The organism is Brevundimonas sp. SH203 (assembly GCF_002157625.1).
Taxonomy (GTDB): Bacteria; Pseudomonadota; Alphaproteobacteria; order Caulobacterales; family Caulobacteraceae; genus Brevundimonas.
In genome coordinates this window covers 260375-280133 of sequence record NZ_BDMM01000004.1, presented here as the reverse complement: position 1 = coordinate 280133, position 19759 = coordinate 260375, and the positions used below count along the sequence as shown (strand labels likewise).

General features: G+C 68.1%; 19 protein-coding genes. 15 read left to right on the top strand and 4 right to left on the bottom strand.

Translation table 11 applies throughout. From position 1 onward, the window contains the following. Window position 1: 1 nt before the first annotated feature. Window positions 2–190 (top strand): YnbE family lipoprotein, encoded by a 189-nt coding sequence (locus tag SH203_RS10810; RefSeq protein ID WP_087120939.1) that lies wholly within the window; start codon window positions 2–4, stop codon window positions 188–190. A 29-nt stretch (window positions 191–219) separates the two neighbouring features. Then, window positions 220–579: a DUF1318 domain-containing protein gene (locus tag SH203_RS10805; RefSeq protein ID WP_087120938.1), complete on the top strand. Its 360-nt coding sequence runs from the start codon at window positions 220–222 to the stop codon at window positions 577–579. 103 nt (window positions 580–682) lie between these two features. Here the strand turns inward: SH203_RS10805 and SH203_RS10800 are convergent, their stop codons facing one another. Next, window positions 683–1795: a DNA cytosine methyltransferase gene (locus SH203_RS10800; RefSeq protein WP_087120937.1), complete on the bottom strand. Its 1113-nt coding sequence runs from the start codon at window positions 1793–1795 to the stop codon at window positions 683–685. Between the two features lie 103 nt (window positions 1796–1898). Here SH203_RS10800 and SH203_RS10795 point away from each other — a divergent pair, with 103 nt between their 5' ends. Further along, window positions 1899–2357, top strand: coding sequence for a COG3650 family protein (locus SH203_RS10795; protein ID WP_087120936.1), 459 nt, complete (start codon window positions 1899–1901; stop codon window positions 2355–2357). A gap of 4 nt (window positions 2358–2361) precedes the next feature. Here SH203_RS10795 and SH203_RS10790 read toward each other — a convergent pair whose 3' ends face one another. After that, entirely contained in the window at window positions 2362–3126 is a 765-nt protein-coding gene (locus tag SH203_RS10790; protein ID WP_087120935.1) for a LytTR family DNA-binding domain-containing protein, read from the bottom strand. Between the two features lie 154 nt (window positions 3127–3280). On the opposite strand from SH203_RS10790, the gene SH203_RS10785 reads away from it, so the two are divergent. Then, window positions 3281–3811: a DUF2306 domain-containing protein gene (locus SH203_RS10785; RefSeq protein ID WP_087120934.1), complete on the top strand. Its 531-nt coding sequence runs from the start codon at window positions 3281–3283 to the stop codon at window positions 3809–3811. Window position 3812: 1 nt separating this feature from the next. On the opposite strand, the gene SH203_RS10780 is transcribed toward SH203_RS10785, so the two are convergent. Then, the gene (locus SH203_RS10780) at window positions 3813–4565 is read right to left on the bottom strand and encodes a TetR/AcrR family transcriptional regulator (RefSeq protein WP_087120933.1); all 753 of its coding nucleotides are present in this window, start codon (window positions 4563–4565) and stop codon (window positions 3813–3815) included. A 190-nt stretch (window positions 4566–4755) separates the two neighbouring features. On the opposite strand from SH203_RS10780, the gene SH203_RS10775 reads away from it, so the two are divergent. The 11 genes from SH203_RS10775 to SH203_RS10725 all read left to right on the top strand — a co-directional run bounded on the left by SH203_RS10775 (window position 4756) and on the right by SH203_RS10725 (window position 18680). Next, window positions 4756–6984: a TonB-dependent receptor gene (locus SH203_RS10775; protein WP_087120932.1), complete on the top strand. Its 2229-nt coding sequence runs from the start codon at window positions 4756–4758 to the stop codon at window positions 6982–6984. Window positions 6985–7103: 119 nt separating this feature from the next. Next, entirely contained in the window at window positions 7104–8630 is a 1527-nt protein-coding gene (locus SH203_RS10770) for an MFS transporter (RefSeq protein ID WP_087120931.1), read from the top strand. Window positions 8631–8717: 87 nt separating this feature from the next. Further along, on the top strand, window positions 8718–9908 hold the full coding sequence (gene sucC / locus SH203_RS10765; RefSeq protein WP_087120930.1) for an ADP-forming succinate--CoA ligase subunit beta: 1191 nt from the start codon (window positions 8718–8720) through the stop codon (window positions 9906–9908). 117 nt (window positions 9909–10025) lie between these two features. Next, complete coding sequence (locus SH203_RS10760) at window positions 10026–10910, top strand: hypothetical protein (protein ID WP_087120929.1); 885 nt, start codon at window positions 10026–10028, stop codon at window positions 10908–10910. A gap of 70 nt (window positions 10911–10980) precedes the next feature. Continuing rightward, window positions 10981–11235: a hypothetical protein gene (locus SH203_RS10755; RefSeq protein ID WP_087120928.1), complete on the top strand. Its 255-nt coding sequence runs from the start codon at window positions 10981–10983 to the stop codon at window positions 11233–11235. Beyond that, window positions 11225–11653 (top strand): PIN domain-containing protein, encoded by a 429-nt coding sequence (locus SH203_RS10750; RefSeq protein ID WP_087120927.1) that lies wholly within the window; start codon window positions 11225–11227, stop codon window positions 11651–11653. Before SH203_RS10755 ends, SH203_RS10750 begins: the two co-directional genes overlap by 11 nt. An 18-nt stretch (window positions 11654–11671) precedes the next feature. Then, window positions 11672–12574: a succinate--CoA ligase subunit alpha gene (sucD, locus tag SH203_RS10745; RefSeq protein WP_087120926.1), complete on the top strand. Its 903-nt coding sequence runs from the start codon at window positions 11672–11674 to the stop codon at window positions 12572–12574. 365 nt (window positions 12575–12939) lie between these two features. Continuing rightward, a complete protein-coding gene (locus SH203_RS10740; protein ID WP_087120925.1) occupies window positions 12940–15954 on the top strand; it encodes a 2-oxoglutarate dehydrogenase E1 component in 3015 nt (1004 codons plus the stop codon). Window positions 15955–15996: 42 nt separating this feature from the next. Next, entirely contained in the window at window positions 15997–17505 is a 1509-nt protein-coding gene (gene odhB / locus SH203_RS10735; protein ID WP_087120924.1) for a 2-oxoglutarate dehydrogenase complex dihydrolipoyllysine-residue succinyltransferase, read from the top strand. Window positions 17506–17563: 58 nt separating this feature from the next. Next, a complete protein-coding gene (locus SH203_RS10730; RefSeq protein WP_087120923.1) occupies window positions 17564–18187 on the top strand; it encodes a glutathione S-transferase family protein in 624 nt (207 codons plus the stop codon). Window positions 18188–18341: 154 nt separating this feature from the next. Further along, window positions 18342–18680 (top strand): hypothetical protein, encoded by a 339-nt coding sequence (locus SH203_RS10725; RefSeq protein WP_200808900.1) that lies wholly within the window; start codon window positions 18342–18344, stop codon window positions 18678–18680. 4 nt (window positions 18681–18684) lie between these two features. Here the strand turns inward: SH203_RS10725 and prfA are convergent, their stop codons facing one another. Continuing rightward, entirely contained in the window at window positions 18685–19752 is a 1068-nt protein-coding gene (gene prfA, locus SH203_RS10720) for a peptide chain release factor 1 (RefSeq protein ID WP_087120921.1), read from the bottom strand. Between the last annotated feature and the right edge of the window lie 7 nt (window positions 19753–19759).

The following is a 19759-nucleotide window of genomic DNA, read 5'->3' as shown; positions in this document are numbered from 1 at the left end:
CATGATCAACAAGCGCCAGTTGGCGGGCCTTGGCTTTGGAGCCGCCGTCGTCGCCGTATCGGCCTGCGCCCCCACCATCCGTTTGGAGGTCGCGCCGATTCAGATCTACGCCAAGCTGGACGCCGACGTGCGCGTCCGCCTGGATCAGGAGCTGCAGCAACTGCTGCAGCAGAACCCCAACCTCTTCTGATCGCCGCTTTCTTGAAAGGACAGGCTGACATGACCTTCCGCAAAATCTTCGTCGTCGGGGCCGCCCTGGCCGCCCTCGGTTTCGCCGGCGCCGCCATCGCCCAGACCAGCGCCCAGAAGGCCCAGATCGATCAGGCCAAGGCCGCCGGCGTCGTGGGCGAACAGGCCGACGGCTATCTGGGCTTCCGCACCTCGACCTCGGACGCCGGCCTGCGCGCCGCCGTGGACGCCACCAACGCCGGCCGCCGCGCCGCCTACGCCCGTAGCGCCGCCGACGCCGGCACCTCGGCCGACGTGGCCGGCGCCCGGATGTTCGAGGCCCAACTGCTGCCGCGCATCTCGTCCGGCCAATGGTATCGCAACGCCCAGGGTCAGTGGGTCCAGCGCTAGGTTGAACCCCGTCGCCCTCGGGCGCGTCCCGAGGGGCCGACGATCCCTCTTCTCCCGCTCGTCCCGGCTTTCGCCGGGATGAGCGGGAGACCGTGCGCCTCGGTCAGGCCGCCGCCCGACGTCCCGCCAGCGCAGGCAGCAGCAGCCCCTCGGTCAAGGCGCGCACCACCGGCACGGCCACCGCATCGCCCATCAGCTTCAGCGCCGCGCTCTCGCTGGCCGGCAGGCGATAGGCGTTCGACACCCCCATCAGCCGCGCCGCCTCGCGCCCGGTCAGCCGCCGCACCCTGACCCGGCCTTGATCGCACACCACCACATATTGCCGCGACGATCCGCCCGCCGGGGTCCGCAGGCATCCGGCCAGGCCGTCGAAACGAATCTCCAGCCTCTGGACCTTGCGCCCGTGCTCGATGCGAACCCGGCGATAGGCGGCGCCGACCGTGCGCTGGCCCGACCCCAGGGCGGCTGCAATCCGCGCCTGATGCAGCGGCGCCGCCAGCGCCAGGATCGCCTCGGGATCGTCCAGCCAGGCGACCGCCGCGTCCGGCTCCAGCACGGCGGCCAGATCCAGGTTGCGACGGGGGGGCTGGGGCAGGGACCACCAGGCCCAGGCCGCCTTGACCGCCTCGGGCAGGCGGGCGTGGGCGGCGATAAGGCGTGCGGAATGAAAGGGGGCGCTCGGCCCGTCGGCGCGCGGGGCTTCGCCCTTTACGGCCGCCACGAACAGGCGAGGCCGCGACTGGGGCAGCCAATGGGCCGCGTCCATCTCCAGCGCCCCGACCGCATAGCCGGCCTCGGCCATGGCCGTGCAGACGGCGGCGAAATCCCGCCCCTGCCCGGAGGTCAAAAGGCCGATCACGTTCTCCAGCACCACGACGCGCGGCCCGCGCCCCTCGGCCTCCAGCCCCTGCATCAGCCGCCAGAAGCCCCAGAAGGCCCCCGACCGCCCGGCCTCCAGCCCGCCGCGCGCCCCCGCCAGGCTGACGTCCTGACAGGGCGACGAGGCCCAGGCCAGGTCGGGCCGTCCCGGCAAATCCTCGACCGTCAGGCCCCAGACGTCGACCTGCCGGAACGGCGTCCCCGGATGGTTGGCGACGAAGGCCCGCGCCTTGGCCGCATCCATGTCGTTGGCGAAGATGGTGTCGAGGCCGGCCATGCCCAGGCCCGCCAGGCCGCCCCCGGCGAAGAACTCGTATGCGGTCGGGCGAATCGACATGGCGGCACCATAACCCAGCGGCGCCCCTTGACCGAGGCCGTCCGGCCCCTCACCTGCGGCCTGAGACCTGTCCAATCCCCCGCCGTGCGTCGAGGAGACCGTCATGCGCCCCATCCCGCTCGCCCTCGCCGCGTCCGCCGCCGTCGCCGGCCTGTCCCTGGCAGGTTGCTACGACCGCGACGACGCCAAGCCCAAGACCGCGCCGGAGCCTCAGGCCGCCGCCGTTTTGGGCGGGGTCGATCTGGGCAAGCCGGTTCGCGCGCTCGGCACCGAACCCTTCTGGGGGGTGGAGATCACGCCCGACGCCCTGATCTACACCCGCGTCGATCAACCGACCCAGCGGGCGCCCAATCATGGGGCCACGGTCCAGGGCACGGTCGCGACCTTCGCCAGTTCGACCGACCTGAACAAGGCGATGAACGTCACCCTGATCGCCACCGAATGTTCGGACGGCATGAGCGACCGCACCTATCCGCTGACCGCGCGGGTCGAAATCGGCGACGACACCCTGACCGGCTGCGCGGCCCCCGCCGCCATGCTGACGGCCCAGCCCGCGCCCTGATCCTTCACCACCAGTCGGCGTCGCGCAGCATCCGGGCGTAGCGCCGGCTGACCGGCGCCGACAGGCCGCCGTCCAGCATCAGGGTGGCCCGGCCGTCGCCGCGTTCGACCCCGCGCACGGCGTCCCTGGCCACCCACCAGCTTCGGTGCGTCTGGGCGCCTTCCAGCCCCTCCAGCTCCTCCACCGCGTCCGACAGCCGCATCAGGATCAGGTCCGATCCCCGGTCGGTGTGGATGCGCAGATAATGGTCCTCGGCCTGGACCGCGCGGATCGCGGCGCCCCTCAGCTTCAGGGGCAGGCGATCCAGGAACTTCACGGGCCGCGCCGTCTCCGCCTTGACCGGCGCATGGGTCTGGACCGGCCTCGCCCGCCCCAGAAACACGTTCAGCGTCGTCACCGCCGCCGTCACCACCGCGACCGGCGCGACCAGCTGCGGCAGGACCGCCAGCGGATAGAGCCTGTGCGCGAAGAACAGGCCCGTCGCCGCCCAGACCATGACGCACAGCGGCCCGGTGATGACCACCACCATCGCCGCTATGGTCAGCCAGGGCCGCTCGTCGCTGTCCAGATACCGGCCGACCAGGGCGCCGCAGGCATGACCCCACAGCCCGCCCAGCACCAGCACCATCACCCAATAGATCAGGCGGGGAACGAAGGGCGCGCCCGCCGTCCCGAACGCCCCGGTCACGGTCAGGAAGACGCCCGCCAGAACGGCGACGATCAGGCCGCGAAGGAATGTGCGGCGGCGTTCGGCGGCAAGGGGCGTCATGGCGGCTTTCGGCGGATGAAGGTCGGCCTTGAGACCACGATTTCCTTGTCCGCGAAAGACGGGTGGGCGTTGGCGCATCGGCGACGGTCGTTGGCGCAAACCGGAATGCGGCGCGGGGCAGGGCCCGTCAGGACCGTGGAAACGGAGATCGTCCATGCCCCGCCTGTCCCGCCTTGTTCCGTCCATCGTCGCTCTGACCCTGCTGATCGTCCCGCTGGCCGCCTATCTGGCGCTCGACGACGGGCGGCTGGCGCGGATGGGCTTCACGCCGCACGCCCCGCGCTGGGACCTGCTGCTGACCTCGCCCGTGATGATCCAGGTCCATGTGGCCTCGGCCGTGACGGCGCTCGTGATCGGCCTCGTCCTGCTGGCGGGCGTCAAGGGCGACCGCCTGCACCGCACCCTCGGCTGGGCCTGGGTGCTGGCGATGGGGACGACGGCGCTCAGCTCCTTCTTCATCCACCAGATCAATCCGAACGGCCCCGGCGGTTTCTCGCTGATCCATCTGTTGAGTGGCTGGACGGTGATCGCCCTGCCGATGGCGGTCCATGCCGCGCGGCGTCACCGCGTCGCCGACCACAGGCGGGCCATGACCGGGATGTTCGTCGGCGGCCTGATCGTCGCGGGCGCCTTCACCTTCCTGCCCGGCCGGCTGATGTGGGCGATCTTCTTCGGCCCAAACTGATCTAGCGCGGCGACATCCCGGCCACGGCGCGGAACCCCGCCGCCGCGAACCGCACCATATAGTCGCCCGCCGTCTCCAGATCGCCCGACCGCGCCCGCCCGTTCGACAGCCGGTCCAGCCGCCCCGTCTCGCCCAGCGTCAGGGTCAGGGCGCCCGACAGATTGTGATAGCCCCAGTACAGATCGACCTCGCTGGCGCCCGGCAGCACCCGCGCGATCAGTTCGATCAGCCGATGGATGGCCGGGTCGAAATAGCGCGCCATCGTCTCGCCGCCGAAACTGGGGTTGGCGTTGGTCTGGGCCACCAGGGCGGCATAGTGTTTCCACCCCGGCCCGCCCTTCAACGACCATTCGAACGGCGGCCTCAGAAAGGCCTCCAGCAATCCTTCCAGCGTCATGTCCTCGCCCGCGCGCTCGGCGTAGCGGTCGATGGCGGCGACCCGGTCGGTGTTCCACACCTCGGCCCGGCGCAGGAAGACCGCGTCGAACAGCTCGCGCTTGGCCCCGAAATAATAGTGGACGAGTGCGGTATCCACGCCCGCCTCGCGCGCCACCTCTCGGATGGTCACGCCATAGAAGCCGTGTTTGGAGAACAGGTCCTCGGCCGCGTCCAGGATCAGGTCTCGGGTCTCTCCAGCCGCCTGGGCCTTGGCCTTGGGCGGGCGACCGCGACGGGCCGGCGCCGCGCCCGCCGCCTTGCGACGCGCGGCGGCGACGGGGCGGGGGGCGGTCTTGTCAGCGTCCGTCTTGCTCATCCGTCAAGGCTAGGCGCGGCCCGATCCCGGCGCAACGGCGCCGGTGCAACGGCGCCACTATCCGCGCCCCAAGTGACGTTGCGTCAGCAGACCGTTTGACAGCCGGACGAAACCCAGTCAGTTTCCATGAAAATCATTGAACGCTGAATAAAAGCGTCCACGGGCTGGAAAACCACAAGGGGTTGAGACCATGAATCGTCATGTGAAATGCGCGCTGCTGGCCGGCGCGGCGTGGGGCGTGCTTGCCGGGGCCTCGGTCGCCCAGGACGCCGAAACGGCCGCCCAGGCGGCGAACGCCGGTCAGGACACGGCCACCGTCGACGACATCGTCGTCACCGCGCGTCGTCGCGACGAACAGCTGAAGGACGTGCCGATCGCGGTCTCGGCCCTCAGCGCCGAACGTCTGGAACAGACCGGCGCCGTCAACATCACCGCGCTTCAGCAACAGACGCCGAACGCCACGGTCCAGATCGCGCGCGGTTCGAACTCCACCCTGATCTCCTTCATTCGCGGCGTGGGCCAGCAGGACCCGCTGTGGGGCTTCGAGCCCGGCGTCGGCCTCTATGTCGACGACGTCTATGTGGCCCGCCCCCAAGGCGCCGTTCTCGACATCTTCGACATCTCGCGCATCGAGGTGCTGCGCGGGCCGCAGGGCACCTTGTACGGCCGCAACACCATCGGCGGCGCGATCAAATACGTCACCAAACGCCTGGGCCAGGACCCCAGTCTGACGGCGCGGGCCGAACTGGGCAGCTATAACGAGCATAACTTCCTGGTTTCCGGCTCGGTCCCCGTCGGTCAGACCTTCGCCGTCGGCGGCGCCGTCGCCACCTATCAGCACGACGGCTACGGCAAGAACCTGAACACGGGTCAGGATCAGTACGACAAGGACGTCACCGCCTATCGCGCTAGCGCGGAATGGACGCCGAACGACAATCTGTTCTTCCGTCTGGCCTGGGACCGCGTCGAGGATAACTCCAGCCCCCGTCACGGCCACCGCGAAGTCACCTCGACCGACGGCCTGTGGCGCGCGCCCGCCGGCAAATACGACACCTACGCCGGCATCACCGGCGATCAGAAGGTCGTCACCGAAGGCGTGGCCCTGACCGGCGAATACCGCGTCAACGACAGGCTGACCCTGAAGTCGATCTCGGCCTATCGGTCGGGCGACACCTCGACCATCATCGACTTCGACCAGACGCCGAACCCGACCCTGGACGTGCCGGCCATCTATGCCGACCATCAGTTCACCCAGGAGTTCCAGGCCCTGTTCACCGGCGAGCGCTGGTCCGGCGTCGCGGGCGTCTATTATCTGGACGGCGCCTCGTCGGGCGTGTTCGACACCATCGCCGGCAATCTGGGTCTGTCGATCGCGGCGGCCGGTTCGGTGGACACCAAGTCCTTCTCGATCTTCGGCGACTTCAGCTACGACCTGACGGATCGCCTGCACCTGTCGCTGGGCGGCCGCTACACCCGCGACGACAAGGACGCCTCGGTCCTGCGCCAGTTCTATCTGGGCGCCACGCGCAGTCCGCTGACCGGCGGCACGCCGCGCGCGGTCTTTGCGACCCGCACCAACTACACGGCCTCGGACACCTTCGAGAAGTTCACGCCGCGCGCCAGCCTCTCGTATGATTTCACCGATCAGATGACCGGCTACGCCTCGGTCAGCCAGGGCTTCAAGTCCGGCGGCTGGGACATGCGCGGCGACGCCGCCCTGGTGCCCCAGACGGTCAACGGCTACCAGCCCGAGACGGTCACGACCTATGAGATCGGCCTGAAGGGTTCGGCCTTCGACCGCCGCATGAACTTCGCCTCGGCGATCTTCTACTCGGACTACAAGGACCAGCAGATCACGACCCAGCAGGTGGCCACGCCGCCCGCCGTCGGCATCGCCTCGGTGGTCGACAACGCCGGCGCCTCGACCATCTACGGCTTCGAACTGGAAGGTTCGGCCTATCTGACCAGCGACATCACCGCCAACTTCTCGCTGGGCTATCTGAAGAACGAGTTCGACGAGTTCATCACCCGCATCACCGGCTCGCCTGTCGACATCTCCAACCTGCGCAAACCCCAGAATTCGCCGGAGTGGTCGGCCTATTACGGCATGATCTGGCGCGGCGACATCATGGGCGGCGAGATCCGCGTCACGCCGTCGCTGTCGTATCGTTCGGACTATCATCTGTTCGACACGCCCGATCCGATCCTGGACCAGAAGGGCTATGTCCTGGCCGACGCCAGCGTGATCTGGACCGCCCCCAGCAAGCGTTGGGAAGTGGGTCTGTTCGGCCGCAACCTGACCGACGTCCGCTACAAGGTCGGCGGCTACAGCTTCCCCGGCGCGACCTACAACAACTCGATCAGCGCCTTCTACGGCCCGCCGACCACCTATTCGGCGCGCCTGACCTATCGGTTCTGATCGCGATCTGAACGCCTGAACGAGGGGCGGCGGTCTCCGGGCCGCCGCCCCTTTGCTTTGCAGGGGGCGGGCTTGCGGCTAGGCTCGTTCCGACAACAAGACGCCGAGGGGAAACGCCGATGACGACGGAGACGCTGACAGTCCAGGATGAGGCGCGGCCCGAGCGGCCCGGCTATCGCTACTATGTGCTGGCGGTGCTGATCCTGATCTACATGCTGAACTTCCTGGATCGGCAGATCATCGGCATCCTGGCCGCGCCGCTGAAGGCCGAGTTCGGCATGTCCGACAGCCAGTTCGGCCTGTTGGGCGGCATCGCCTTCGCCTCGGTCTATTCGACCCTGGCCATTCCCCTGGCCTGGCTGGCGGATCGGTTCAGCCGGGTCTGGATCATGACCGGAGCGCTCGCCGTCTGGTCCGGCTTCACCGCCCTGTGCGGCATGGCCGGGTCGTTCGGTCAGCTGTTCCTGTGCCGGATGGGCGTGGGCGTGGGCGAGGCGGGCGGGGTGGCCCCGGCCTATTCGCTGATCGCCGACTATTTCCCGCCGCATCAGCGCGCGCGGGCCATGGCGGCCTTCGCCTTCGGCATCCCGCTGGGCATGGCGGCGGGCACACTGGTCGGCGGCCTGCTGGCCGCGACCTATGGCTGGCGCACGGCCTTCATCGTCGTCGGTCTGCTGGGCCTGCTGGTCGCGCCGCTGCTGCGTCTGACGGTGCGCGATCCCCGGCGCGGCGGCATGGATGTGGTCAAGGCCGAGGCCGCGACGGCGACGCCCATCGCCGCCCCCATTTCCGCAGGGACGGATCGCGTCGGCCGGATCGCCGCCCAGATCATGCTGGGGCTGGGCGCCGGCCTTCTGATCCTGGCCGGCGTCAGCTGGCTGATGGGGACGTCGCTGGGCAATCCGCTGGTGCTGGGCTTCGGCGGTCTGCTGGCGGTGGTGATCGGCGTGTCGCTGATGATCGCGCGACGCACGGCCTCGGTGGTGATCAGGAAACCCAGCTTCTGGCTGCTGGCCCTTGGCGCGGCTTCGTCGTCGGTATGCGGCTATGGCGTCGCCGGCTGGCTGCCGCTGTTCTTCATGCGCAGCTTCGACCTGACCCTGAAACAGACCAGCGTCTATTACGCCGGCATCGCCCTGATCGGCGGCCTCTTGGGCATCTGGCTGGGCGGCATGATCGCCGACAAGCTGTCGAAGAAGGGCAAGGGCGCCTATCCGCTGACGCCGGCCATCGCCTTCTTGATCTCGGCGCCGTGCTTCATCCTGGCGATGAATTCGCCGTGGCTGATCGGCCTGGTCCTGCCGGGCGGCGGCAGCCATGTTCAGCAGCTGACTCTGGCCTTCTTCATCTTCCTTCTGCCCACGGGTCTGAACCTGGCCTGGCTGGGTCCGATCACGGCGGCGGTGCAGCATCTGGTCCCCGCGGCCATGCGGTCGACCGCCTCGGCCCTGTTCCTGCTGGTCAACAATCTGCTCGGGATCGCGGTGGGCTTCTACTACTTCGGCTGGATGAGCGACCTGCTGGCGCCCCGGTTCGGCGAGGAGAGCCTGCGCTGGGCCATCTACACCGGCATGGGCTTCTATGTGCTGGCCGCCGTGCTGCTGATCGGGGCGTCTCGCACGCTGAAGCGGGACTGGATCGACTAAATTCCCGGTTCACATACTGTTGCACCCGCGAAGGAGCGGGGCCTATAAGCCCCGCAACTCTCCCCAGCGAAGATTGCGGCGGTTTCCATGAACATCCACGAATATCAGGCCAAGCAGGTTCTCAAGGGCTTCGGCGCCCCCGTCGCCGACGGCGTCGCGGTGACGTCGGTCGATCAGGTCGAGGCGGCCGCCAAGTCCCTTCCCGGCCCGCTCTATGTCGTGAAGTCGCAGATCCACGCCGGCGGACGCGGCAAGGGCAAGTTCAAGGAACTGCCGGCCGACGCCAAGGGCGGCGTGCGCCTGGCCTTCTCGGTCGAGGAAGCCGTGGCCCACGCCAAGGAAATGCTGGGCAACACCCTCGTCACCGCCCAGACGGGCGAGGCCGGCAAACAGGTCAACCGCCTCTATATCGAGGACGGCGCCGACATCGAGCGTGAGCTGTACTGCTCGCTGCTGGTCGACCGCGCCTATGGCCGCATCGCCTTCGTCGTCTCGACCGAGGGCGGCATGGACATCGAAACCGTCGCCCACGACACGCCCGAGAAGATCCAGAACATCGTCATCGACCCCAGCGCCGGCGTGACCGACGCCGACGTGGCCGCCATCGTCGCCGCCTACGGCCTGACGGGCGCCGCCGCCGAGGACGCCAAGTCCCTGTTCCCCGCCCTGTACAAGGCCTTCGTCGAGAAGGACATGGACATGCTGGAGGTGAACCCCCTGATCGTGATGAAGGACGGCCATCTGCGCGTCCTGGACGCCAAGGTCAGCTTCGACGGCAACGCCCTGTTCCGCCACGACGACATCAAGGCCCTGCGCGACGAAACCGAAGAGGACGCCAAGGAGATCGAGGCCTCCAAGTGGGACCTGGCCTATGTCTCGCTGGACGGCAACATCGGCTGCATGGTCAACGGCGCCGGCCTGGCCATGGCGACCATGGACATCATCAAACTGTACGGCAAGGAGCCGGCCAACTTCTGCGACGTCGGCGGCGGCGCCGGCAAGGAGAAGGTCGCGGCGGCCTTCAAGATCATCACCGCCGACCCGAACGTCCAGGGCATCCTGGTCAACATCTTCGGCGGCATCATGAAGTGTGACGTCATCGCCGAGGGCGTGGTCGCGGCCGTGAAGGAAGTGGGCCTGAAGGTGCCGCTGGTCGTGCGTCTGGAAGGCACCAACGCCGAACTGGGCAAGAAAATCCTGAACGAATCCGGCCTGACCATCCAGGCCGCCGACGACCTGGACGACGCCGCCCAGAAGATCGTCAAGGCGGTCGGCTAAGACCAAAAGGCCCTTGGTGGTCGCGTAACGGCGGCGCTGCTTGCAGCGTCGCCGTTTCTCGTTGCGGACGGCTTCGGCGGCCCGCCATAGTCGCCGCACAGGGACGGGGAGGGGATTTTGCCGGATTTCGAAGTGGTCGCGATGGCCCTGGCCCCCGCGCGTCATCTCGCGACCTTCGCCGACCATTATCGGCGTCGGCGGGCGGCGCGGATCAGGATCTATTTCGACGGCGACCGCGCGCCCGACCCGGCCGAGGTCGGGCTGGACCCCGACGAGCTGATCGTCTGCGACGCCGCCTTCTGGGCCGCGCGGGGCGGTCGGCCTGCGACGGTCGAGGATCGGCAGAGGGCCGTCTATGCCGACGCCTATTCCACCCTGGCCGCCGACTGGCTGCTGGTCGTCGACATCGACGAAATGATCCTGGGCGACGTCGATCTGTCGGCCGTGCTGGGCGCCGTGCCCGCCGGGCGCGAGGCGGTCATCTTCCCCTCGATCGAGGCGGTGTGGCGGGCGGGCGACGACCTGACACAGGAATACGGGGCGCGGCTGGCGCGCAAACCCTATCACGGGCCGTTCCCGGATCAGTTCGCCGACCTGTTCTATCCCGGTCGCGGCCGGTTCTTCGTGCGCGGTCTTCTGGCGCACCATATGGGCAAGCACGCGGTGCGGCGCGGTCTGGCGGACGTCATGGTCTGCATCCACGAATCCAAGCGCGACGACCGGCCGTTGAAGGCGGCGCGGGCGCGCGATCCCGGGAGCGGCCGCACGGCCTGGCTGCTGCATCATGACGCCATCGGCCTGGAGGTCTGGCGGGCCAAGTGGGACCGGCGCGCGGCGGCGGGCGACACCGCCGAAATGGGCCGCCGTCGCCGTCGCCAGCAGGCCGCCTATGTCGAGGCGCGACAGGCCGGCCGGGAAGCCGCGCTGTTCGGCGACCTCTACGCCCTCAGGCCCTGGCAGCAGGCGGTGTTGCGACGCCTGGGCCTCTTGCTGGACATCTGACCGCGCTTGCCCGGCCGGGTCACGCGGTCTATGTGCTCCACATAACCCGTGTAAGCCCCCGCTCGCCACCGTGACCCGCAACCTGACCCTCGCCATCGACGACGCCCTGCTCGACAAGGTGCGGGTTCTGGCGGCCATGAAGCGGACGACCGTCAATGAGGCGGTGCGCGGTTTCCTGACCCAATGGGTCCAGCAGGAAACCTCCAAGGACGAGGCGCGCGAGGCGCTGCTGAAGCTGATCGACGAGTCCAGGGGCCGTATGGGCGATTGGCGACCTGGAAAGCGCGACGAAATCTACAGCGGGGATCGTCGGTTTGATCGCTAGTTCCGAGGTCTTTCTCGACACCAACATCCTGCTCTACGCCGCCCTGGGTCAGGACCACGCCGGCGACCGTTGGGCGCGGGCGCGCGAGATCGCGCTGACCGAGGACTATTGCACCTCTGGCCAGGTGCTGGACGAATTCTACACTGTCTCGACCCGCAAGGGGGCGCCGCCGCTGACGCCGGACGAGGCGCGAGAGTGGATTCGGGTCATCGCCCTGAAGCCTTGCCAGCCCGTCACGCCCGACATCGTGCTGGCCGGCATCGACAATGCGCGTCGCTACCAGCTGTCCTACTGGGACGGCGCGATCATCGCCGCCGCCGAGAAGATCGGCGCCAAAGTCCTCTATTCCGAAGACCTCGATCACGGACGGACCTACGGGTCGGTTCGCGTCGAAAACCCTTTCCTTCCCAAAGCTTAACCAACGAAGCGAGACCTCATGTCCATCCTCGTCGACAAGAACACCAAGATCATCGTCCAGGGCCTGACCGGCAAGACCGGCGGCTTCCACACCGAACAGGCCCTGGCCTATCACGGCACCCAGATGGTCGCCGGCGTCCACCCGTCCAAGGGCGGCACGAACTGGACCGGCTCGCACGGCGAAACCCTGCCGATCTACGCCTCTGTCGCCGAAGCCAAGGACGCCACGGGCGCCGACGCCTCGGTCATCTATGTCCCGCCGTCGGGCGCGGCGGCCGCCATCATCGAGGCCATCGACGCCGAAATCCCCTTCATCACCTGCATCACCGAAGGCATTCCGGTGATGGACATGGTCAAGGTGAAGCGCCGTCTGGAAGGCTCCAAGTCGCGTCTGCTGGGTCCGAACTGCCCCGGCATCCTGACGCCGGACGAGTGCAAGATCGGCATCATGCCGGGCAACATCTTCAAGAAGGGCTCGGTCGGCATCGTGTCGCGTTCGGGCACCCTGACCTATGAGGCCGTGTTCCAGACCACCAACGAAGGCCTGGGCCAGACCACGGCCGTCGGCATCGGCGGCGACCCGGTCAAGGGCACCGAGTTCATCGACGTGCTGGAGCTGTTCCTGGCCGACGAGGAAACCACCTCGATCATCATGATCGGCGAAATCGGCGGCGGGGCGGAAGAAGACGCCGCCCAGTTCCTGATCGACGAAGCCAAAAAGGGCCGCAAGAAGCCGATGGCCGGCTTCATCGCCGGCCGCACCGCGCCCAAGGGCCGCACCATGGGCCACGCCGGCGCCGTCGTCTCGGGCGGCAAGGGCGATGCGGAATCCAAGATCGCGGCGATGGAAGCCGCCGGCATCCGCATGTCGGAATCGCCGGCCCGCCTGGGCAAGACCCTGGTGGACGTGCTGAAGGGCTGAGAAGCGCGCACGAGCCTCTCCCTCCCCGCTCCGGGGAGGGGCGTCGCGTGAGCGACGGGGTGGGGGCGGCCCGGCAGGGACGCACTTCTATGAAGGCGAGACAGATTGTGGGGCGCCACCTTGCCGTCCCCACCCGTCCTCGCTTCGCTCGGCCACCCTCCCCGGAGCGGGGAGGGAGAAGAAAATGCCGTTTCGCTCAAGGATGGACGCCCTCGGCTCAGGCCGGGGGCGTTTTTTCTGGGGCCTGCGACCAATTTCCTGCCGAATTGCCCAGTTTCGGTCATGACCCGTCAGGAAACGACGCCTATATGACGGGCGCGCCCCTCACGGAGATGTGTCCGACGGGGTCCAGGGATTGCGAAACGATGGCGGACGATGCCGGTCGGCTGAACCAGGTCTTTGCCGAGACCTCTTTCCTCTACGGGTCCAATGCGGCCTATATCGAGGAGCTTCACGAGAAATGGGCCAATGATCCCGGCTCGGTCTCGGCGGAGTGGAAGGCCTTCTTCGACCAGCTTCGCGACAACGCCGCCAGCGTGAAGGCCTCGGCCGAGGCCGGCGCCTGGGGTCGTGATACGGCGACGGAGCCCAGCGAGGCGACCGCCGTCTTCGACGGCCGTTGGCCGGCGCTCAAGCCCGATCCCAAGAAGCCCGGCGCGCCCGCGCCCGCCGCCGACAAGGCCGCCGCGCCCGCCGAGGTCTCGGCCGACGCCATCCGCGCCGCCGCCCACGATTCGATCCGCGCCCTGATGCTGATCCGCAGCTATCGCGTGCGCGGCCACCTGCAGGCCAAGCTGGACCCGCTGGGCATCGAACAGCCGGTCGAAAACCCGGAACTGACGCCCGAATTCTATGGCTTCAGCGGCGCCGACCTGGACCGGCCGATCTTCCTGGACGGCGTTCTGGGCCTTCAGACCGGCACCATCCGCGAAGTGCTGGAGATCCTGAAGCGCACCTATTGCGGCACGGTCGGCATCCAGTTCATGCACATCGCCGAGCCGGAAGAGAAATCCTGGCTGCAGCAGCGGTTCGAGGGCGCCGACAAGTTCGAGCAGAACGCCTTCTCCAAGGAAGGCAAGCTGGCCATCCTGTCCAAGCTGGTCGAGGCCGAAGGCTTCGAACGCTTCCTGCACAAGCGATTCCCTGGCACCAAGCGGTTCGGTCTGGACGGCGGCGAAGCCATGGTCCCGGCGCTGGAGCAGGTCATCAAGCGCGGCGGATCGCTGGGCGTCGACGAGGTCGTTCTGGGCATGGCCCACCGCGGCCGTCTGAACGTGCTCGCCGCCGTGATGGGCAAGCCCTACAAGGTCATCTTCCACGAGTTCCAGGGCGGCTCGGCCGTGCCCAGCGACATCGAGGGTTCGGGCGACGTCAAATACCACATGGGCGCCTCGTCGAACCGCGAGTTCGACGGCAACCACGTCCACCTGTCGCTGACCGCCAACCCGTCCCACCTCGAAATCGTCAATCCGGTCGTTCTGGGCAAGGCGCGCGCCAAACAGGCGTTCGACATCCGCGAGGCCAACGAGGGCGTGCCGGAAGGCCAGTGGGCGCTGGACCGTTCCAAGGTCGTGCCGCTGCTGATCCACGGCGACGCCGCCTTCGCCGGCCAGGGCGTGGTGGCCGAATGTTTCGCCCTGATGGGGCTGAAGGGCTACCGCACCGGCGGCACCCTGCATTTCGTCATCAACAACCAGATCGGCTTCACCACCAGCCCGCGCAACTCGCGCTCGTCGCCCTATCCGTCGGACGTGGCGCTGATGGTCCAGGCGCCGATCTTCCACGTCAACGGCGACGATCCCGAGGCGGTCGTCTTCGCCTCCAAGGTGGCCACCGAATACCGCCAGAAGTTCCACAAGGACGTGGTGGTGGACATGTTCTGCTACCGCCGGTTCGGCCACAACGAAGGCGACGACCCCACCTTCACCCAGCCGCTGATGTATTCGAAGATCCGCGCCCAGCCGTCGACGCGCGAACTGTATTCGCAGCGTCTGGTCGCCGAAGGCGTGATCACCCAGGAGCAGGTGGACGCCGAGGTCGAGCGGTTCGAGAAATTCCTCGACGAGCAGTTCGAGGCCGGCAAGACCTGGTCCGCCGAGAAGGCCGACTGGCTGGACGGCCAGTGGCAGGGCTTCCAGGCGCCCAAGGACGAGCTGCGCGGCGACACCGCCGTTCCTCTGGCCAAGCTGACCGATCTGGGCCACCGCCTGACCACCATTCCTAACAGCGTCGACATGCACAAGACGCTGAAGCGCGTCATCGACGCCCGGCGCGAGGCCATCGTCTCGGGCCAGGGGCTGGACTGGGCCACGGCCGAGAGCCTGGCCTTCGCCTCGCTGGTGGACGAAGGCTTCCCGATCCGTCTGTCGGGTCAGGATTCGGTGCGCGGCACCTTCTCGCAGCGCCACTCGGGCATCATCGATCAGACGACCGAAGAGCGTTACATCCCTCTGAACAACCTGCGCGAAGGCCAGGCCAATTTCGAGGTCATCGACTCGGCCCTGTCGGAAGAGGCGGTGCTGGGCTTCGAATACGGCTACTCGCTGGCCGACCCCAATACGCTGGTCATGTGGGAAGCCCAGTTCGGCGACTTCGTGAACGGCGCCCAGGTGGTGATCGACCAGTTCATCTCGTCCGGCGAACGCAAGTGGCTGCGGATGAGCGGCCTGACCATGCTGCTGCCGCATGGCTACGAAGGTCAGGGACCGGAACACTCCTCCGCCCGTCTGGAGCGGTTCCTGCAGGCCTGCGCCGAGGACAATATGCAGGTCGCCAACTGCACCACCCCGGCCAACTATTTCCACATCCTGCGCCGCCAGCTGCACCGCCCGTTCAGGAAGCCGCTGATCCTGATGACGCCCAAGTCGCTGCTGCGTCACAAGAAGGCGGTCTCGTCCATGGCGGACCTGGCGGAGGGTTCGGCCTTCCACCGCGTCCTGCACGACGACGCCCAGACGCGCCCCGACATCGCCGGCGTCACGATCAAGGCGGACAAGGACATTCGCCGCGTCATCCTGTGTTCGGGCAAGGTTTATTACGACCTGCTGGACGCGCGCGAGAAGAAGGCCAAGGACGGCCAGGCCGTGGACGACGTCTATATCCTGCGTCTGGAGCAGTTCTATCCGTGGCCGATGCAGTCGCTGCGCAAGGAGCTGGCCCGCTTCCCCAACGCCGAACTGGTCTGGTGCCAGGAGGAGCCCAAGAACATGGGCGGCTGGACCTTCGTCGATCCGTGGCTGGAGCTGACGCTGGACAAGCTGGACGTCAAGGCCAAGCGCGCCCGCTACGTCGGTCGTCCCGGCTCGGCCTCGACCGCCGCCGGTCTGATGAGCCGACACCTGAAGGAACTGGACGCCTTCACCACCGAAGCCTTCGCCTGATACACGTACAAAAGACCGAACTAGAGACGAGCTGGACCTGACATGGCCGACATCCTGACCCCCGCCCTCGGTGAATCCGTCACCGAAGCCACCATCGCCAAATGGACCAAGAAGGTCGGCGATGCGGTCAAGAAGGACGAACTGCTGGTCGAGCTGGAGACCGACAAGGTCTCGCTGGAAGTCGTGGCCCCGGCCGACGGCGTCCTGGGCGCCATCAACGCCGCCGAGGGTGACACCGTCGTCCCCGGCACGGTCCTGGGCGCCGTGACCGAAGGCGGCGCGGCCGCCGCTGCGCCTGCCAAGGCCGCCAAGGGCGAGGCCAAGTCGGCCCCCGCCGCCAAAACGGCTGAAGCCGCCGCCGTCGACATCACCGTGCCGGTGATGGGCGAAAGCGTCGCCGAGGGTTCGATGGGCAAATGGCTCAAGAAGAGCGGCGAAGCGGTCAAGAAGGACGAACTGCTGGTCGAGATCGAGACGGACAAGGTCGCCGTCGAGGTTTCCGCCCCTGCCGACGGCGTCCTGACCATCGCCGCCGACGAAGGCGCGACCGTCACTCCGGGCCAGAAGATCGGTTCGGTGTCGGGTTCGGGCGCCGCCGCCCCGGCCGCCGCTGCGGCTCCGGCCCCTGCCGCCGCCCCGGCCAACACCGGCTCGGCCCAGGTCGGCAAGACCGACGCCCTGTCGCCCGCCGTCCAGCGCGTGGTCGCCGAAAACAATCTGGACCCCAAGGCCATCGCCGCCACGGGCCCCAAGGGCAACATCACCAAGGGCGACGCCATCGCCGCCATCGGCCAGGCTTCCGCTCCGGCTGCGGCTCCCGCCGCCGCCCAGGCCGCCCCGCGCGCCGACCAGCCGCGCGAGGAGCGGGTCAAGATGACGCGCCTGCGTCAGACCATCGCCCGTCGTCTGAAGGAATCGCAAAACACGGCCGCCCAGCTGACCACCTTCAACGAGGTGGACATGACCAACGTCATGGCCCTGCGCGCCCAGTACAAGGACGTGTTCGAGAAGCGCCACGGCGTGAAGCTGGGCTTCATGTCCTTCTTCACCAAGGCGGTGGTCGCGGCCCTGCACGAAATCCCGGCCGTCAACGCCGAGATCGACGGCACGGACATCATCTACAAGAACCACTACGACATCGGCGTCGCCGTCGGCACCGACAAGGGGCTGGTGGTTCCGGTCCTGCGCGACGCCGACACCCTGTCGCTCGCGGGCATCGAAAAGGGCATCGGCGCCTTGGGCAAGGCCGCCCGTGACGGCGCCCTGACCATGGATCAGATGCAGGGCGGCACCTTCACCATCACCAACGGCGGCACCTATGGTTCGCTGATGTCGACGCCGATCCTGAACGCGCCGCAGTCGGGCATCCTGGGGATGCACAACATCGTCCAGCGCCCGATGGCCATCAACGGCGAGGTCAAGATCCGCCCGATGATGTATCTGGCCCTCAGCTACGATCACCGCATCGTGGACGGCAAGGAGGCGGTCACCTTCCTGGTTCGCATCAAGGAACTGCTGGAAGACCCGCAACGGGCCCTGCTGGACCTGTAAGTCACGAAGGGGCGGCCGATTGGGCCGCCCCTTTTTCGTTCGCGCAAAGGGCCCGCCGATGCTGATGCTGCACACCGCCCCCGGCTCCTGCAGCCGCGCCAGCCATATCGCGCTGGAAGAGGCGGGGTTGGACTATCAGGCTCGCTACGTCGACTTCGCCCGCGGCGATCAGCGCCGGCCCGACTTCCTGGCGATCAATCCCAAGGGCCGGGTGCCCGCCCTGGTCACGGATCGCGGCGTCCTGACCGAGGGACCGGCGATCCTGGCCCATGTCGCCGCCCTGGCGCCCCAGGCGCGGCTGGCGCCGACCGACCCGTTCGACTTCGCCCGGATGCAGGCCTTCAACCTCTATCTGGCCACGACCATCCATGTCGCCCACGCTCACGGCCGACGCGCCGCCCGCTGGAGCGACGACCCCGCCGCCCAGGCCAGCATGGCCGCCAAGGTCAGCGAGAACATGGGCGCGGGCTTCGACCTGATCGAGGCGGGGCTGGACGGCGAATGGGTGATGGGCGACGCCTATTCGGTCGCCGATCCCTATCTATTCGTCTTCTCGGGCTGGCTGGCCAGCGATGGCGTGGACATCGCCCGCTTCCCCAAGGTCGCCGATCATTTCCAGCGCATGTCCCGGCGCTCCGCCGTCCAGCGCGTCCTGGCCTGGGAGGCCGCGCGGGCGGGCTGAAAGACCAACGGTTGTGTCTTTCCGGCGTCGGTTCGCGCCGATCGTCGATTCCGCTCGATTTACCGGATTTCGGACCGCCCGATTTCGTGGCCATATTCTCGCCATGGAGTGGGCAGCGCGCGCGATCGGGGTGTTTTACGTCTTGGGCGGGCTGATGCTCCTGTATCAGGCCTGGCTCAACTGGCGGCTCCAGCAGGCCCTGTCGAACCTGGTCGCCACCTCCTTCAACGATCAGTTGGCGGACGGGGTGATCGCGCTGGGCGGGCTTCTGGTCCTGGCCTCGGGTCTGGCGCTGGCGGCGCTCAGCGCCTGGGCGGTCATCGCATTCTCGGCGGGCTGGGCGATCCAGGCGGCCTATCTGCTGTGGGCCAATCGGTCGAACCTGAACGATCCCCCCGCCGCCGGACGCCGCCGGGCGGTTCACGCCTTCGCCGGCTACACCGCCGCCACGGCCCTGGTCCTGCTGCTGCCGCTGACCGGCGTGCTGGCCTGACGCCTCAGCCGAACTCGGCTTCCAGATCGGCCAGCCGCGCCGCCTGATCCTCGGCGATCAGGGCGTTCAGAAGCGGGTCGATGTCGCCTTCCAGAATCTGCGGCAGGCTGTGCAGGGTCAGGCCGATCCGGTGGTCCGTGACCCGGCCCTGCGGGAAGTTGTAGGTGCGGATGCGTTCGGAGCGGTCGCCCGATCCCACCTGGGACTTGCGTGAATCCGCGCGCGCCAGATCCTTGGCCTGACGCTGCATGTCGTACAGTCGCACCCGCAGGTTCCGCATCGCCTTGTCGCGGTTCACGTGCTGGGACTTTTCCGAACTGGTCGCCACGATCCCGGTCGGCAGGTGGGTGATCCGCACGGCCGAATCCGTCTTGTTGACGTGCTGCCCGCCCGAGCCGGAGGCGCGGAAGGTGTCGATGCGGATGTCCTTGTCCAGAATCTCGATCTCGACGTCCTCGACCTCGGGCAGGACGGCGACCGTCGCGGCCGAGGTATGGATGCGCCCGCCCGCCTCGGTCGTCGGCACGCGCTGCACCCGGTGGACGCCGCTTTCGAACTTCAGCCGGCCGAACACGCCCTCGCCGGTGACGGTGGCGATGATTTCCTTATAGCCGCCCGCATCGCCCTCGGTCGCCGAATCCAGCTCGATCCGCCAGCCGCGCGTGGAGGCGTAGCGCGAATACATCCGAAACAGGTCGCCGGCGAACAGGGCCGCCTCGTCCCCGCCGGTGCCCGCCCGCACCTCCAGCACGGCCGAGGCGTTTTCGTCGGCGTCGCGCGGCGCCAGCAGCAGGGCGACCTCCCGCTCCAGCCCCGGCAGGGCGTCGCCCAGAACCTGCAGCTCGTCCTGCGCCATCGCCGCCATTTCGGGATCGGCGGTCATGGCCTCCAGATCGGCCATTTCGGCGCGGGCGCGGGCCAGGCCCTGAACCGCGTCGGCCACCGGCTTCAACTCGGCGTGCTCCTTGGACAGGCGCACGATCTCGGCCCCGTCGGTCGCGGCGCCCATGCGGGCCTCGACCTCGTGGAAACGGTCGAGCACCTGATCGAGACGGGCCTGGGGCAGACGCAAAAGACAG